The 13,989-nt window shown below is 63.9% G+C and carries 10 protein-coding genes; 5 read left to right on the top strand and 5 right to left on the bottom strand.

Annotation, left to right across the window (positions count from 1 at the left end):
- The first annotated feature begins 94 nt into the window (after window positions 1–94).
- From AC6CH8_RS14155 to AC6CH8_RS14145, 3 genes are read left to right on the top strand one after another with little or no spacing between them, the layout of a single operon-like run.
- Window positions 95–487, top strand: a complete 393-nt coding sequence (locus AC6CH8_RS14155) for a VOC family protein (protein WP_498191241.1) — start codon at window positions 95–97, stop codon at window positions 485–487.
- A 50-nt stretch (window positions 488–537) separates the two neighbouring features.
- On the top strand, window positions 538–1,923 hold the full coding sequence (locus AC6CH8_RS14150; protein WP_364306838.1) for a cystathionine beta-synthase: 1,386 nt from the start codon (window positions 538–540) through the stop codon (window positions 1,921–1,923).
- A gap of 44 nt (window positions 1,924–1,967) precedes the next feature.
- The gene (locus tag AC6CH8_RS14145; protein WP_498191240.1) at window positions 1,968–3,131 is read left to right on the top strand and encodes a cystathionine gamma-synthase; all 1,164 of its coding nucleotides are present in this window, start codon (window positions 1,968–1,970) and stop codon (window positions 3,129–3,131) included.
- Window positions 3,132–3,220: 89 nt separating this feature from the next.
- Here the strand turns inward: AC6CH8_RS14145 and AC6CH8_RS14140 are convergent, their stop codons facing one another.
- Window positions 3,221–5,362, bottom strand: a complete 2,142-nt coding sequence (locus AC6CH8_RS14140) for a phosphocholine-specific phospholipase C (RefSeq protein WP_498191239.1) — start codon at window positions 5,360–5,362, stop codon at window positions 3,221–3,223.
- Between the two features lie 165 nt (window positions 5,363–5,527).
- Here AC6CH8_RS14140 and AC6CH8_RS14135 point away from each other — a divergent pair, with 165 nt between their 5' ends.
- Complete coding sequence (locus AC6CH8_RS14135) at window positions 5,528–6,049, top strand: winged helix-turn-helix transcriptional regulator (protein WP_474659000.1); 522 nt, start codon at window positions 5,528–5,530, stop codon at window positions 6,047–6,049.
- Complete coding sequence (locus AC6CH8_RS14130; RefSeq protein WP_498191238.1) at window positions 6,046–7,488, top strand: MFS transporter; 1,443 nt, start codon at window positions 6,046–6,048, stop codon at window positions 7,486–7,488. Before AC6CH8_RS14135 ends, AC6CH8_RS14130 begins: the two co-directional genes overlap by 4 nt.
- Before the next feature lie 146 nt (window positions 7,489–7,634).
- Here AC6CH8_RS14130 and AC6CH8_RS14125 read toward each other — a convergent pair whose 3' ends face one another.
- Genes AC6CH8_RS14125 through AC6CH8_RS14110 form a run of 4 tightly spaced genes read right to left on the bottom strand, consistent with a single transcriptional unit; the run spans window position 7,635 to window position 13,916 of the window.
- Window positions 7,635–10,715 carry a glycoside hydrolase family 2 TIM barrel-domain containing protein gene (locus AC6CH8_RS14125; RefSeq protein WP_498191237.1) on the bottom strand — a complete coding sequence of 1,027 codons (3,081 nt, stop codon included), beginning with the start codon at window positions 10,713–10,715 and terminating at the stop codon, window positions 7,635–7,637.
- A complete protein-coding gene (locus AC6CH8_RS14120; protein WP_498191236.1) occupies window positions 10,715–11,629 on the bottom strand; it encodes a carbohydrate ABC transporter permease in 915 nt (304 codons plus the stop codon). The genes AC6CH8_RS14125 and AC6CH8_RS14120 overlap by 1 nt, the downstream gene beginning before the upstream one ends.
- Window positions 11,626–12,585, bottom strand: a complete 960-nt coding sequence (locus AC6CH8_RS14115; protein ID WP_091469123.1) for a carbohydrate ABC transporter permease — start codon at window positions 12,583–12,585, stop codon at window positions 11,626–11,628. Before AC6CH8_RS14115 ends, AC6CH8_RS14120 begins: the two co-directional genes overlap by 4 nt.
- Window positions 12,582–13,916 carry an ABC transporter substrate-binding protein gene (locus tag AC6CH8_RS14110; RefSeq protein ID WP_498191235.1) on the bottom strand — a complete coding sequence of 445 codons (1,335 nt, stop codon included), beginning with the start codon at window positions 13,914–13,916 and terminating at the stop codon, window positions 12,582–12,584. The genes AC6CH8_RS14115 and AC6CH8_RS14110 overlap by 4 nt, the downstream gene beginning before the upstream one ends.
- Window positions 13,917–13,989: the final 73 nt, after the last annotated feature.

Genomic DNA, 13,989 nt, shown 5'->3' with positions numbered 1-13,989 from the left:
CGGCAACAACCGCACGCAGCTAGACTCCCTGATGTGGCGTGGGTGGGCCGCGCCATATCTGAGGAAAAACTTCCAGGAACGAGGAGCGCAGACCATGGCCGCCATAGTGCATTTCGAGATTCCGACCGATAACAGAGACAGAGCCAACACCTTCTACGAGAGTGCCTTCGGCTGGAACCTGAGCCCCATGCAGGGGATGGACTACACGATCGCAATCACAGCGCCTTCCGACGAGCAAACCGGCACGCCCAAGGAGCCTGGAGCCATCAACGGCGCCCTGTTTCCACGGACGGACGCACTGAAGACCCCTATCCTCACCATCGATGTGGAAGATATTGACGCCGCCCTGGGACAGATCGAGTCTGCAGGCGGCAGTGTGGTCCAGGCCAAGGACGCCGTACCCACCATGGGCTGGTACGCCTACTTCAAGGACACGGAGGGCAACGTCCTGGGCGTGTGGCAGACCGACACCTCTGCCGGCACCTAGCGAAGGGGTCGGGTCAATCCCCCTGGCGACCAGGCGGTAACTTTGTACCTATGAAGTACGCCCAGTCCGTGTTGGACCTCATCGGCAATACGCCCCTCATCAAGCTCAACCACGTCACCGAGGGCATCAAAGCCACCGTCCTGGTGAAGCTCGAATACATCAATCCCGGCGGATCCATCAAGGACCGGATCGCCGTGAAGATGATCGAAGATGCGGAAAAGGACGGCCGGCTCAAGCCGGGTGGAACCATCGTTGAACCGACGTCGGGCAACACCGGAGTGGGACTGGCGCTCGTAGCCCAGCAAAAGGGCTACAAGTGCATTTTCGTGGTGCCGGACAAAGTAGGCGAAGACAAGCGCGCCGTGCTTCAGGCGTACGGTGCCGAAGTTGTGGTGACGCCCACCGCCGTCGCGCCCGACAGCCCGCAGAGCTATTACGGCGTCTCCGACCGCCTGGTCAAGGAGATCCCGGGCGCCTTCAAGCCGGACCAGTTCTCCAACCCCGCCGCTCCCGGCAGCCACTTCGAGTCCACGGGCCCGGAAATCTGGCAGGACACAGACGGGCGGGTCACGCACGTAGTCATCGGCGCCGGAACCGGCGGCACCATCACTGGAACCGGCCGCTACCTCAAGCAGGTCTCGGCGGACCGTTCGGAGTCCGACGGCGGCCCGGTCAAGGTCATCGGCGCGGACCCGGAAGGCTCGGTCTACTCAGGCGGAACCGGCCGGCCCTACTTCGTGGAGGGCGTGGGCGAGGACATGTGGCCCGGCAACTACGATCCCGCTGTTCCGGATGACGTGATCGCTGTCTCCGACGCCGACTCCTTCTCCATGACCCGCCGGCTGGCCCGGGAAGAGGGCCTCTTGGTGGGCGGTTCCTCCGGCATGGCCGTGGTAGCGGCGCTCCAGGCTGCCAAGGACCTGGACGAGTCCGCCGTGGTAGTGGTGATCCTCCCGGATTCCGGCCGCGGCTACCTTGCCAAGATTTTCAACGACCAATGGATGCGTTCCTACGGCTTCCTCTCCGGCGGCGAAGAAGCTTCCGTGGGCGAGGTGCTCAAGTCCAAGACGGGCGAGATGCCGGACCTGGTCCACATCCACCCGAATGAGACGGTGCGCGACGTCATCAACATCATGAACGAGTTCGGCGTCTCCCACATCCCGGTGCTCTCGCAGGAACCACCGGTGGTGATGGGCGAGGTCTTGGGTGCCGTGGACGAGCGCAGCCTCACCAGCAAGTTGTTCCGTGGGGAAGCGAAGCTGACGGACATGATCTCCGAACATATGGGGGACAGGCTCCCGGTCATCGGATCACTGGAGACCATTTCCGCCGCGCGTGAGCTGCTGTCCGACGTCGATACCGTCATGGTGACTTTCGTCGGCGCGCCGGTGGGCATCCTGACGCGCCACGACCTTTTGGCGTACCTGAGCAATTAGGCGCCCCGCGCTGATCCAATCAATTCAAACCCAGAGGAGCTTCCATGTCTGCCAGCAACAACGCCGGGTTCAACACACGCGCCGTCCACGCCGGACAAGCCTTCGAACCGGTCACTGGTGCCGTGGTGCCCCCGCTGCACTTCAGCACCACGTACGCCCAAGACGGCATCGGCAACCTGCGCTCAGGTTATGAATACGGCCGCGGCGGCAACCCCACCCGAGACGCACTCCAGGAGCAGCTTGCCGCGCTTGAAGGTGGCACCGCTGCGTTTTCCTTCGGCTCCGGCCTTGCAGCCGAGGACTCCCTGATCCGCGCGCTCGCCCGGCCAGGCGATCACATTGTTCTGGGCAACGACGCCTACGGCGGGACCTACCGCTTGATCAACCGCGTGCTGGGTGATTGGGGCATCGGCAACACGCCCGTGGACATGTCCGACCTCGACGCCGTGGCTGCTGCTGTTGCAGCGAACAAGACACGCCTGGTGTGGGTAGAGACGCCGTCCAACCCGATGATGAAGATCACCGACATCGAGGCACTCGCCGCCGTAGCGCACGACGCCGGTGCCCTCCTGGTGGTGGACAACACCTTCGCGTCTCCCTACTTGCAGACCCCGCTCGCCTTGGGCGCCGATGTGGTGGTCCACTCCACCACCAAGTACATCGGCGGCCACTCCGACGTTGTGGGTGGCGCGATCGTGGTCAAGGACGATGAGCTGGCAGAGAAGATCGGTTTCATCCAGTTCGCCGTCGGTGCCGTCTCGGGGCCCATGGATGCCTTCCTGACAACCCGTGGCTTGAAGACCCTGGGTGTCCGCATGGACCGCCACAGCGAGAACGGCCAGGCCGTGGCCGAATGGTTGCTGCAGCGTCCCGAGGTTGAAGCGGTGCTCTACCCGGGCCTCCCGGACCACCCAGGACACGAGCTCGCGGCCAAGCAGATGAAGAAGTTCGGCGGCATGGTCTCCGTACAGTTCAAGGGTGGCGAAGCGGCTGCCCGCACGGTTGCCGAATCCACGTCGGTGTTCACTCTTGCCGAATCCCTGGGTGGCATCGAGTCCCTCATGAACTACCCCTCGGAGATGACCCACGCTTCCGTGAAGGGTACTGAACTGGCTGTCCCGGTCAACCTCCTCCGCCTTTCCTGCGGAATCGAAGAAGCCGAGGACCTGATCGCAGACCTTGAGCAGGCCTTCGCCAAAATCGGCTAAGCCCACGAATCCGGCTCTTGTTCGCACTCCTCACCGTTCAACGGCGGGGGTGACGAACAAGAGCCGGATTTCTTGTTGGTGCTCTTCGGCTAGCCGGAGATTCCCTCGCGGCCGTCTTCTTCACGGCCCGTCAGGCGACGACGGAACGTGGTGTCTTCGGCAGAGGTGATTTCCAGGTCGTACCAGCCGTTCAGGGTCTCCCAACCGATCTTCCTGGTGTGTCCCGGCTTGAGCTTCACGGTTTCGACCTCGTCCGCATACTGCAGCGACTTCAGCCCCAGGCTTACCGTTGCGGTGCCGTTGTTGCGCAGCTCCAGTTCAACGTCCTTCCTGCCGCGGCGGCCGTTGACAGTGACGTCGACGCCGAACGCCGCGCCCGCCGTCGTGCCTTTCAGTTCGTACTGGTACCGGTTGGGGCCGGTGACGACGACGTCGAAGGCGCCGGACGCGACTGGGAGGTCCACGTTTTGCCGGCCGAGGACGTCCACGTGCCGGGGTTCGCTAACTTCGCCTGCGTACCCGTACACGGTGAAGTGGGTTGAACTGGTGCCTGCGTTAGCTAGCGTCAGGGCGATCTTTCCGGCTTGCACAGAAGCCGAAACCCGAGGCCTGTAGGGGAGCGGGCGGGCCGGCCGGCTGCCCGGTTCCTGGATGGGCGCTACCTGGACAGCCGGGGGATTCGGGCGCCAGCGGCTGATCTTGGCGGGGACAGCGTCGGGGTGCTCAAGAGTTGGCGGTGTGCCGGGGGATGCGAAGTTGAAGACACCTGTCAGGTCACCGCAGACTTCGCGGCGCCACGGGGAGATGTTCGGTTCCTCTACGCCGGTCCAGCGCTCCAGGAAACGGAGAACCGACGTGTGGTCGAAGACTTCGGAGCTGACGTAACCGCCCACGGTCCACGGTGAAACCACGGTCATGGGCACTCGAGGTCCCAGGCCGATGGGCCGTGCCGTGGTCCACTCAGTGGATTCGCCTGACGCTGGTCGTGGCTGGACAGGCGGCGGGACGTGGTCGAAGTAGCCATCGTTCTCGTCAAAGTTGAGGAAGATGGCAGTGCTGTCCCACGTGTCAGGGTTGCTGGCCACAGTGTCCAGGAGGCGGTAGACGAAGTTGGCGCTGCCCACCGGTGTGGAAGCGCCGGGGTGTTCGGAGTCAGCTGCGGACGGTACCAGCCAGCTGACCTTCGGGAGGGTGCCGCCTGTGATGTCTGCGCCAAGGCGTTCCAGGAGTGTGTCGGGACGTCCGCGCCACATGGCTTTGTCGAACAGGGACCTCTCGGCTTCGGTGAGGGCGGCGCGGCCTTGCTCCAGCTGGGCGAGGAGGCGGTCCTGCTCGGCTGTGGACTTCCCGGCGAGGTGGTCGTAGAACTCTTCGGTGGTGCGGAGGTTTCCCTCCACTGATGCCAGCATTTTGCGGCCGATCGCCTTGAACGTTTGGAAGTACTCCACGGCGTTGTCGGTGAAGTTGTCCCAGTCCTGGTAGATCTTCCATGACACCCCGGAGTTCTCCAGGCGCTCAGGGTAGGTGGTCCAGTCGTAACCGCCGTGATCGTAGCCGTAGGCCGCGTTGGTCACGGCACGCTTGGTGCTGCCGGGCTCATTGCCTGTGGTGCCGCTCCAGAGGTAGTTGCGGTTGGGGTTCGTGGAGCCGTTGACCGAGCAGTGGTAGGCATCGCAGATGGTGAAAGTGTCCGCGAGTTCGTACTGCAGCGGGATGTCCTGGCGCTCGTAGAAAGTCATGGTGGAGGCACTCTTCGCGGGAATCCACTTGTCACACCAGCCGTTGTTCCACGCCGTCGTGGTCCCGTTGAACGAGTGGTCCAGATCGCCCAGGTACTGGATGTCGGAACCGGGCCTGCCAGCTAGTTCCGCGGCCTTGCGGAGGGAGAACGGCAGGACAGTTTCGCCGGTGGCCCGGGGCTGCTCGAACATGGACTTGCCATTGGGCAAGCGGGTCACGGACTTGTCACCGTATCCTCGGACGCCCCGCAGCGAGCCGAAGTAGTGATCGAAAGATCGGTTCTCCTGCATCAGGACAATCACGTGCTTGATGGACTGCAAGTTTCCGGGCGGGACCGGCCTGGCCATGGCAGCCTGCACTGACGGAGGCAGTAGGGAGCCCGCAGCAGCAAGCGCCGTCGCTGCAGCTGCCGTGCCGAGGAAGCTGCGACGGGAGAGTCCGCCGGTTCCATCGGTTGAACGATTCACCATATCAGGGGTATTCGAGGACATTCAGGGGTGCCTTTCGTGGTCGGAGTCGACTGGGCCAGCGTAGGCCTGGAGAGTGAACCGATGATGAAACTGCGGCAAACCGGCGGGGTGTGTTTTGCCGTAGCGGCTCGTATCCGGTGCAGCAGCACCTAGCTTTCTTTAGGGAAGTCAGCTAGTTTTATGCGCATGCCTCTTCGTTCCGACTGGTCTGCCCGCACGTGCAGCCTTGCCCGTGGCCTGGATGTCCTCGGCGACCCTTGGGGGAGCCTGGTCCTCCGCGAAATCTTCTTCGGCAACGGACGCTTCGACGCCATCAAACAACGCCTCGAGGTAGCGGACAACGTGCTCAGCAAACGCCTGGGATGGCTCCTCGACGCCGGACTGCTCGCCCAACGCCCATACCAGGACGGCTCCCGCACACGGCAGGAATATGTCCTCACGAGCAAAGGCGAGGACACGCTTCCAGTGCTCAACGCCATCATCATCTGGGCCGAGAAGCACCTGGACGCTCCCAACGAGGTGTCCCATATGAAGGTCATCCACACCGACTGCGGGCAAGCCACGTTGTCAGCGGACACGTGCACCAACTGCGGGGCCCGGCTGACCGCCGCCAACACCAGCTGGCATAGCCTCAAACGCAGCGACCACCCACTCCCGCTCGCCATTGCACCCACCACAGCTTCCCCTGAAACGGAGATCCTCGCATGACCGCTTCCGACGTCACCGGGGCTCCGCCCGAAAACCCCGGGACACGTGCCGGCAAAACAAGCAACGGCAAAACTCCTGCCGGCAAGAACCGCCGTCTCCACCCCGCCTGGATCGTGGCCGCAGTTGCCTTCCTGGCGCTGGTTGGAGCCGCAGGCTTCCGTGCGGCGCCCGGGGTGCTCATGGTCCCGTTGCAGGAGGAGTTCGGCTGGTCCACCACGGTGCTGTCACTGGCCGTGAGCATCAACCTGGTCCTGTTCGGCTTGACGGCCCCGTTCGCAGCCGCCCTCATGGAACGCTTCGGCATCCGGAAGGTCACCTCGCTGGCTCTGTGCCTCATCGGGCTCGGCTCAGCATTGACCGTCTTCGTGAACCAGTCCTGGCAGATCCTGCTCACCTGGGGGCTGCTGATCGGCCTGGGCACTGGTTCCATGGCCCTGGTTTTCGCTGCGACCATCGCCAACACATGGTTCGCTAAGAGCCGTGGCCTGGTCATTGGCATCCTGACCGCAGGAAGTGCAGCCGGACAGTTGGTGTTCCTGCCCTTCATCGCCGCGCTTGCCCAGAATCCGGGCTGGCGAGGCGCTTCCTTGCTCATCGCTGCCGGTGCGCTCGCAGTCGTCCCGCTGGTCCTGCGCTGGCTGCGGAACTCGCCCGCTGACGTCGGGGTCTTACCGTACGGTGCGGAGAAGCCTGACGGCGGGCAGGCGGGTGCCGAAGAACCTGACGCTAAAGACGCCGACGCCGGGACAAACGCGACGACGCAAAGCCGGCCCGCCGCTGTGGTTGCGTCGCCCGGATCCGGGGATTCCCCCAATGCAGCGATCCGTGCCCTGCAGGTCCTCAAACGCGCAGCTAAAGTCCGCACGTTCTGGGCCTTGGCTGCCGGTTTCGCAATTTGTGGAGCCACCACCAACGGACTGATCGGCACGCACTTCATACCGTCGGCGCACGATCACGGTATGCCCGAAACCACGGCGGCAGGCTTGTTGGCCGTCGTCGGAATCTTCGACATCGTGGGGACCATCGCGTCCGGCTGGTTGACCGACCGCTTCAACCCCAAGGTCCTGCTGGCGGTCTACTACCAGTTCAGGGGGATCGGCCTGCTGGTGCTGCCGCTGCTGCTGGGCTCATCCGTGGAGCCGAGCATGATCATCTTCGTCGTGGTGTACGGGCTCGACTGGGTTGCCACCGTGCCTCCCACTGCAGCTATCTGCCGCTCGGTGTTCGGTGCCGATGGTTCCGTGGTGTTCGGCTGGGTGTTCGCGGCCCACCAGCTCGGCGCTGCAGTGGCCGCCCTCCTGGCCGGGTTCATCCGCGATGCCACCGGGCACTACAACTACGCCTGGCTGGGTGCTGCTGCCATGTGCACGGTGGCCGCGGTCATCAGTGCCACCATCCGCAAGGACGCCGTGAAGAAGGAACCCGTGCCGGTTGCCTGAGGCTGGTTGCGAGGCCCGCTCTGCGCGGTATTCGTCCCCGAAAGCAAGCAGAGCAGGCCCCGCAACGGGGTTCTGGGGGGTTGCGAGGCCCGCTCTGCGCGGTATTCGTCGCCGAAAGCGAGCAGAGCAGGCCCCGCAACGCACGATTAGCGCGCTTCTGTGATCCGGAAAGTCAGAGTCCGCGCTTCCGGGCGCAACGCGTACTCCGGCCAAACATCCGGTCCGCATGCCCTGGATCCGAGCCCGTGCTGGGCGGCATCGAGGTACAAGTAGCTGCCCTTGCTTGCCGGCAACTCGTGCGGATGTGCTGCGGACGAGATCTCCTGCGCTGTGTGCCGGGAGAGCGTGAAGCCGGGCAGACGGCCGCGTGAGTCCGGGACGGCATCGAGTTGCAGCCAGGAAGCGCCATGGTTCTGGAGATCCAGCGTCCGGACAGCACTGCGGTGGCCCGTTTCCTGCGGCTTGGCGTAATTTACCGAAAGCTCGTCAATGCCCGCCGAGTAGCTGCCCACAAGCGTCGCGTGCATGCTGTCCGGGTAGGACTCTCGAGGTCCCGCGCCGAACCACGACACACCGTCCACCGATCCGGGCAGATCAAAGCGCACCCCCACCCGCGGCCAGATGATGTCCCAAGCCGCGCTCGGAACAACGTCCAAGCGGAGCCACAGCTCGCCGTCGGACAGTTGCCAAGTCTCCTCCACAGACACCCAATGCGCGGCGTCGGCTGCGGCGTACCGGGTGCGGGTCACTACGCTGCTTTCGCTGGTTGAGACCTTCTCTACCCGGGCCGTGAGCCTGTCCAAACCGGCATGGCGCCACACTTTTTCCATCGAAGGTGCAGCAACGCCGTTACCGTTGTTGAGCCAAGGATCGGCGAGGTCGTAGCTGCCGCGGCCGGCACCGGCATCGTTATCCGTGGGAGCACGCCACAACTCCAGCCGCGGCCCGGACACCGGCAGCCCCGCGAGCGAGACCAAGCGACCATCCTCAAAGACACCAGGACCCAGCGAGGCGGTCCCGGAAACCTGCGAAGCTACCCGGCCGGCTGATGCCAAGGGGCGAGGGGCGGCCAGTCGCGGACGTGCTGTGGCCAATTCCAGCTGCGCGGCGGAGATGACATGCCCGGCTTCGGCCCAGGCCGTGTCCTTGCGAAGCGCCACCTCCACGGTCAGCCACTGCTCGCCGACTTCCACAACATCAACATCAGGCAACCCGATAAGCGCCGAATCCCCGGCGGCGAGGGGCGCACCCGATGCAGTGACGACGTCGAGCTCGCCGGAAGTGGTCACCACGCCGTCCACCTCCGTGCGCCAGCGCAGTACGACGTCGGACGCGTCCGCCGTGTGCCGCAGGTTGGCGACCGAGACGAATCGGCGTGTGCCGCCGTCGTGGGTTTTCGTGCTGAAGCCCAAGCGCAGGGGAGCGACGATCTGCTTGTACTCATAGAGCCCGGGGCTGGGAGTGGAGTCGGAGAGGACCATGCCGTCCATGACGAAGTTGCCGTCGTGGACAACCTCGCCGAAGTCGCCGCCGTAGGCGAAGAATTCAGTGCCGCTGGCCGTGGTGGTGCGGATTCCGTGATCCCGCCACTCCCAGACGAATCCGCCGTGCAGCCGCGGGTAGCGGTCCACCAGGTCCTCGTACTGGTCGATCGCGCCGGGACCGTTGCCCATGGCGTGGACGTACTCGCACAGGATGAACGGTTTGGTGCGTTGGCGTGCGGACTCCGCCGCGGAGCAGCCCAGCAACAGCGAACCGGAATCGTCGCGGCCGATCGCCTCAGTCTCAGGAACCGAGGAATACATGCGTGAGTAAACGTCTGTGTAAGCACCGCTGTAGTCGCCCTCGTAGTGGACGGGCCGGCTGGCATCGCGGGCATGCGTCCAGGCAGACATTGCGGCGAGGTTTGAGCCCGTTCCGGACTCGTTGCCCAGGGACCACATGACGATTGAAGGGTGGTTCTTGTCCCGCTCCACCGTCCGCTCCATGCGGTCCACGTACGCCTCCCGCCAGGCGGGGTCGTCACTGGGGTTGCCTACCCAGCCGTGCCGTTCAAAGCCGTGGGTCTCAAGGTCGCATTCCAGGATCACCCAGAAGCCCATCTCGTCGGCGATGTCCAGCAAACGAGGATGCGGCGGGTAATGGCTGGTGCGGATCGCGTTGACGTTGAACTGCTTCATCAAGGCAAGGTCGGCGCGGGCAAAATCTTCGTCGAACACGCGGCCGCGGTCAGGATGCGTTTCATGCCGGTTCACGCCGTGGAACACCACACGGCGGCCGTTCACCAGGAACTGATCGCCCTTGATCTCCACCGTACGGAAACCGATGCGCAGCGAAATGGTCTCGCCTCCGCTTGCCACCGTTACGTTGTAGAGGCGCGGAACCTCTGCGGACCAAGGTTCGACGCCGGTGATCGCCACCGGGGCGACGTCGGCAGGGGAGTTCCAGACGACGTCGACGTCCAGTTCCGGGACTGCCAGCCGAATCGGGTAGGCGGCCCGGTCCGCGGTGATTTCGGGATCGATGACGCCCGAGCCGACGGTGTAGGACGTCCGCAACCAGACGTCGTCGATGCCCTTTCCGGGGCGGGCCTGGAGGGTGACGTCGCGGAAGATGCCCGGCATCCACCACTGATCCTGGTCCTCCACGTAGCTCGAAGCCGACCATTGATGGACCCGGACAGCCAGCACGTTGTGCCCGGGACGCGCGACGTCGGTGACGTCGAATTCCTGGGCCAGCCGGCTGCCTGTCCCTACGCCGATTTCGCTGCCGTTGAGCCACACCTTGTAACGGGATTCGACGCCGTCGAACCTCAGCACGATGCGCTCGGATTCGCTCCAATCCGCCGGCAGATCGAAGGTTCGACGGTAATCACCGGTGGGGTTCTCATCCGGGACGTGGGGTGCGTCCGTGGGGAAGGGGAACTGGACGTTGGTGTAAATGGGGTTACCGTAGCTGCCCCCGCCCTCCAAAACCCAGTGCGCCGGGACCGGGATCTGGTCCCATGTGGAGTCATCCAAACCTTCCTCGGCCAAGCCTTCGATTGCCTCGCCCGCGGGAAGGACACCCCGTCCGCCGGGGGTTCCGGGTGCTCCGGGGAGAAGCCGGAAACGCCACTGGCCGTTCAGGGAAAGTGTTGGCGCGTCAGAGTGCAGCCAGGAGCGGGCGGGGAGTCTCTTGCCGGTGCCGGGACCGGTATCAGTGATGTAGTTGGCGGTGTCAGTCATTACTTAACGGCTCCTTCTGTCAGCCCGCCGCGCCAGAAACGCTGCAGGACAACCATGGCGATGCTGAGCGGAATGATGGAAAGGAGCACCCCGCCCGTGGTCAGTTCATAGAATTCGGGCAGACGGTCAACCTGGCTCAGCCAGTTATTCAGGCCGAGCGTGATGGGGTACAGCTCGGAGTCGGACAGCATGACCAGCGGCAGGAAGTAGTTGTTCCAGATGCCCACCAGCTGGAACAGGAATACGGTGACCAGGGCCGGGGTGAGTACCTTCAACCCGATGGTGTGGAAGATGCGGAGCTCGCCGGCGCCGTCGATCCTGGCGGCCTCGATCAGCGAGGTATCAACAGTGGCCTGGGCGTAGATGCGGCAGAGGAACAGCCCGAAAGGGGAGACCAGTGATGGCAGCAGGACACTCCAGTAGGTGTTCGCCAGGCCCATCTGGCTAAACAGCAGGAAGAGCGGCAAGGCAGTGGCCGTACCGGGGACCAGCACGCCGCCCAGGATGGTGCCGAACACCAGGTTCCGGCCCCGGAACTGGTACTTGGCCAGCGCGTAGCCTCCGGCCGCAGCGAAGTACGTGGCCAGGAGTGCGCCGATGCCGGCGTAGATCGCCGAGTTCAGGAACCAGCGGCCAAAGATGCCGTTGTCATAGCTGACCACGCGAGCGATGTTTTCCCACAAAGAGAATGTGGGCGCGAACCAGAAACCGTTGGTGGAAAAGAGATCGGCGGTGGACTTCGTGGAGGCGACGAACACCCAATACACGGGAATCAGGAAGTACAAGGCCACCACCACCAAAAGTGCGGTGACGACGATGGTGGATGACCGCCGTCGTCCTGCTGAGCGGTCCGGGCCTGCCGAAGCCTTGCTGCGGACGGCGGTGGTGGTGGGCTTCGTGGCGGTGGCGGTCATGAGGACTTCCTGTTCGTCAGTGCGAGGAAGGCGAAGGAAAGGGCAAAAGCGGCCACGGCGATGATGACCGACTGGGCTGCTGCGACGTTGTAGTCGTTATAGGCAAAGGCCGTTGTGTAGGCACTGAGGTTCGGCGTGTATTGGCTGTCGATTGCCGGAGCCACCGTCTTGAGGACTTGCGCCTCAGCGAAGAGCTGCAGGGTTCCGATGATGGAAAACACGGTGGTGAGCATAAGGGCCGGACGAATCAGGGGGAGCTGGATGCTCCGGGCAACGCGCCACGTGGAGGCACCATCCACCTTTGCGGCCTCGTAAAGTTCCACCGGAATGGCTTTCAGCTGCGCCACGATGATCAGCATGTTGTAGCCCGTGTAGCTCCACGTGACGATATTCGCGATGGACCACAGCACGCTGTTCGCGCCGAGGAAATCCGGGGTCAGGCCAACAATCTTGGCCACGTCAAACAACGGGCTGAGCCCGGGCACGTACAGGAAGGACCACAGGATGGTGGCGATCACGCCCGGCACGCCGTAAGGGAGGAAGTAGGCGGCACGGAAGAAGCCCGGCCATTTTGCCGAGGCCGATTCCAGCATGAGGGCCAACGCCGTGCACAAGACGATCATGACGGGCACCTGGACTACGCCGAACAGCAGCATTCGACCGATGGACGCGACGAAGCTGCCGTCGGCAAGGGCTTGAGCGTAGTTGCTGAAGCCGGCGAACTCGCTGGTCACGCCTGCCTCGCCGAAGAGTCCGCTGCGGGTCACTTTGGTGAAGCTGGAAATGATGGCCACAACAATGGGCAGCAGGAACGTGAGGACGAAGAGTCCCAGGAACGGTGCCAGCAGGAGCCAGGGAGCGCGGGAGGCAGCGCCGGCCCGATTGCCGGCCCGCTTGCCGGAACGGCTTGGTGCTGCGGGGCGCTGTGCCGTGGGTGCGGTGCGGGTGGTGGTCATGCCGTTTCCTTCCGGATGCTGAGGCCCTTGTTCTTGAAAACGGTCATGATCTGCTGCTCCGAGGCGGCAATGGAATCCACCAATGAGGTGCCGAAGGCTTTCTTGCGGAAACCGTCGCTGAGGATGTTGAAGGACTGCTGGGTTACCGGCCACCATGACCAGTCAGGGTTCTGCTGTTGGGTGGCGGGGACGAAGACTTCCTCGTTGTAGCGCTGGCCGCCGAAGAACGCCGACGGTTGTTGCCGATCCGTGCCGATGAAGTCGGGGTTGGGTGACCAGCCGATTCCGCTGTTCTTGATTTGGGCGTCGATTCCCTCGGTGGACGTAGTCATCCACACCGCGAACTCGAGTGCTTCCCTGGGGTGCTTACTATTGGCCAGGACTGCTGCCGTGGAACCGCCGAGGTAGCTTGAGCCGAAGCCTGTATCGCCCCAGGTGGGCATCGGTGCTGCGCGCCACTTTCCTTCGGAACCGCTGACACCCTGAACCAAAGCATCACCCCAGCTGCCGGTTATGGTCGAGGCAATCCCGCCCTTGGCGGCAGCGGCAAACCAGCCCGGGGAGAAGGCTCCATACGCGGTGGTGACGAGGTCGTCGTCGATCGCTTTGTCGAAGAAACGCGCGGTGTTGAGCGTGGCGTCGTCGGTCATGTTGATGACCCAGCCATCCTCCTCCGGGCGAAGCCACTGCGCGCCGGCCTGTCCCGCGAAAGAGGCAAAAGGAGAGGCATCACTGATGGGGAAGCAGTCCAGGTAGCTGTCCACGGAGCGAAGTTCGGCGGCGAGCGCGGCCCATTCGTCCCAGGTCGTCGGAGTGCTGCCGCCTACTTTGTCCAGGATGGCCGGCTGGTAGAACATGCCCATGGGGCCCGCGTCCTGGGGGATGCCATAGACGCCCCCGGTGTAGCTGACTTGCTTCCATAGGGTGGGGTCGTACAAGTGGGCGTGATCGTTGGCGCCGTAGCGGGACACATCAACCAGGCCATTTACCAGCATGAACTCCGGGATGGAGCGGAACTCGACCTGGGCCAGGTCCGGTCCGCCTCCTGCTGCCAAGGCCGAGTAAAGCTTCTGATATCCGCCGTTGTTGCCGCCCGGGATCCACACCACGTCCACTTGGATGTTCGGGTTGGCTGCATTCCAGACGTCGGCCACTTTCTGGAAATCCTTGAGCCAGGCCCAATAGGTCAGTCGCACGGGTGCGCCTGCGGCGGGGATGGTTGGCACAGCGTTGACGGACTGTGTTCCTGGTGTAGCGCACCCGGTCAGCAGGCCCATGGCAGCTGTTCCCAGGCCTGCGCCCAGGAGTTGTCTTCGCGTGAATCGGGTCATTAGCCTTCACCTCTTCGTGTCAGGTTGACGATGACGCGGGCTTGGATTCGTGGGTCCCGCCGCGGCAAGTGTG

This window comes from Paenarthrobacter sp. GQ52, from assembly GCF_059759005.1.
Note: the sequence above shows the minus strand (reverse complement) of the source record. Positions and strands in the feature narration are given on the sequence as shown.

Bases quoted from the DNA above. Each gene is read 5' to 3' on its own strand.
- AC6CH8_RS14155 (WP_498191241.1), top strand. From the start codon at position 95: ATGGCCGCCATAGTGCATTTCGAGATTCCGACCGATAACAGAGACAGA.
- AC6CH8_RS14150 (WP_364306838.1), top strand. From the start codon at position 538: ATGAAGTACGCCCAGTCCGTGTTGGACCTCATCGGCAATACGCCCCTC.
- AC6CH8_RS14145 (WP_498191240.1), top strand. From the start codon at position 1,968: ATGTCTGCCAGCAACAACGCCGGGTTCAACACACGCGCCGTCCACGCC.
- AC6CH8_RS14140 (WP_498191239.1), bottom strand. From the start codon at position 5,362: ATGTCCTCGAATACCCCTGATATGGTGAATCGTTCAACCGATGGAACC.
- AC6CH8_RS14135 (WP_474659000.1), top strand. From the start codon at position 5,528: ATGCCTCTTCGTTCCGACTGGTCTGCCCGCACGTGCAGCCTTGCCCGT.
- AC6CH8_RS14130 (WP_498191238.1), top strand. From the start codon at position 6,046: ATGACCGCTTCCGACGTCACCGGGGCTCCGCCCGAAAACCCCGGGACA.
- AC6CH8_RS14125 (WP_498191237.1), bottom strand. From the start codon at position 10,715: ATGACTGACACCGCCAACTACATCACTGATACCGGTCCCGGCACCGGC.
- AC6CH8_RS14120 (WP_498191236.1), bottom strand. From the start codon at position 11,629: ATGACCGCCACCGCCACGAAGCCCACCACCACCGCCGTCCGCAGCAAG.
- AC6CH8_RS14115 (WP_091469123.1), bottom strand. From the start codon at position 12,585: ATGACCACCACCCGCACCGCACCCACGGCACAGCGCCCCGCAGCACCA.
- AC6CH8_RS14110 (WP_498191235.1), bottom strand. From the start codon at position 13,916: ATGACCCGATTCACGCGAAGACAACTCCTGGGCGCAGGCCTGGGAACA.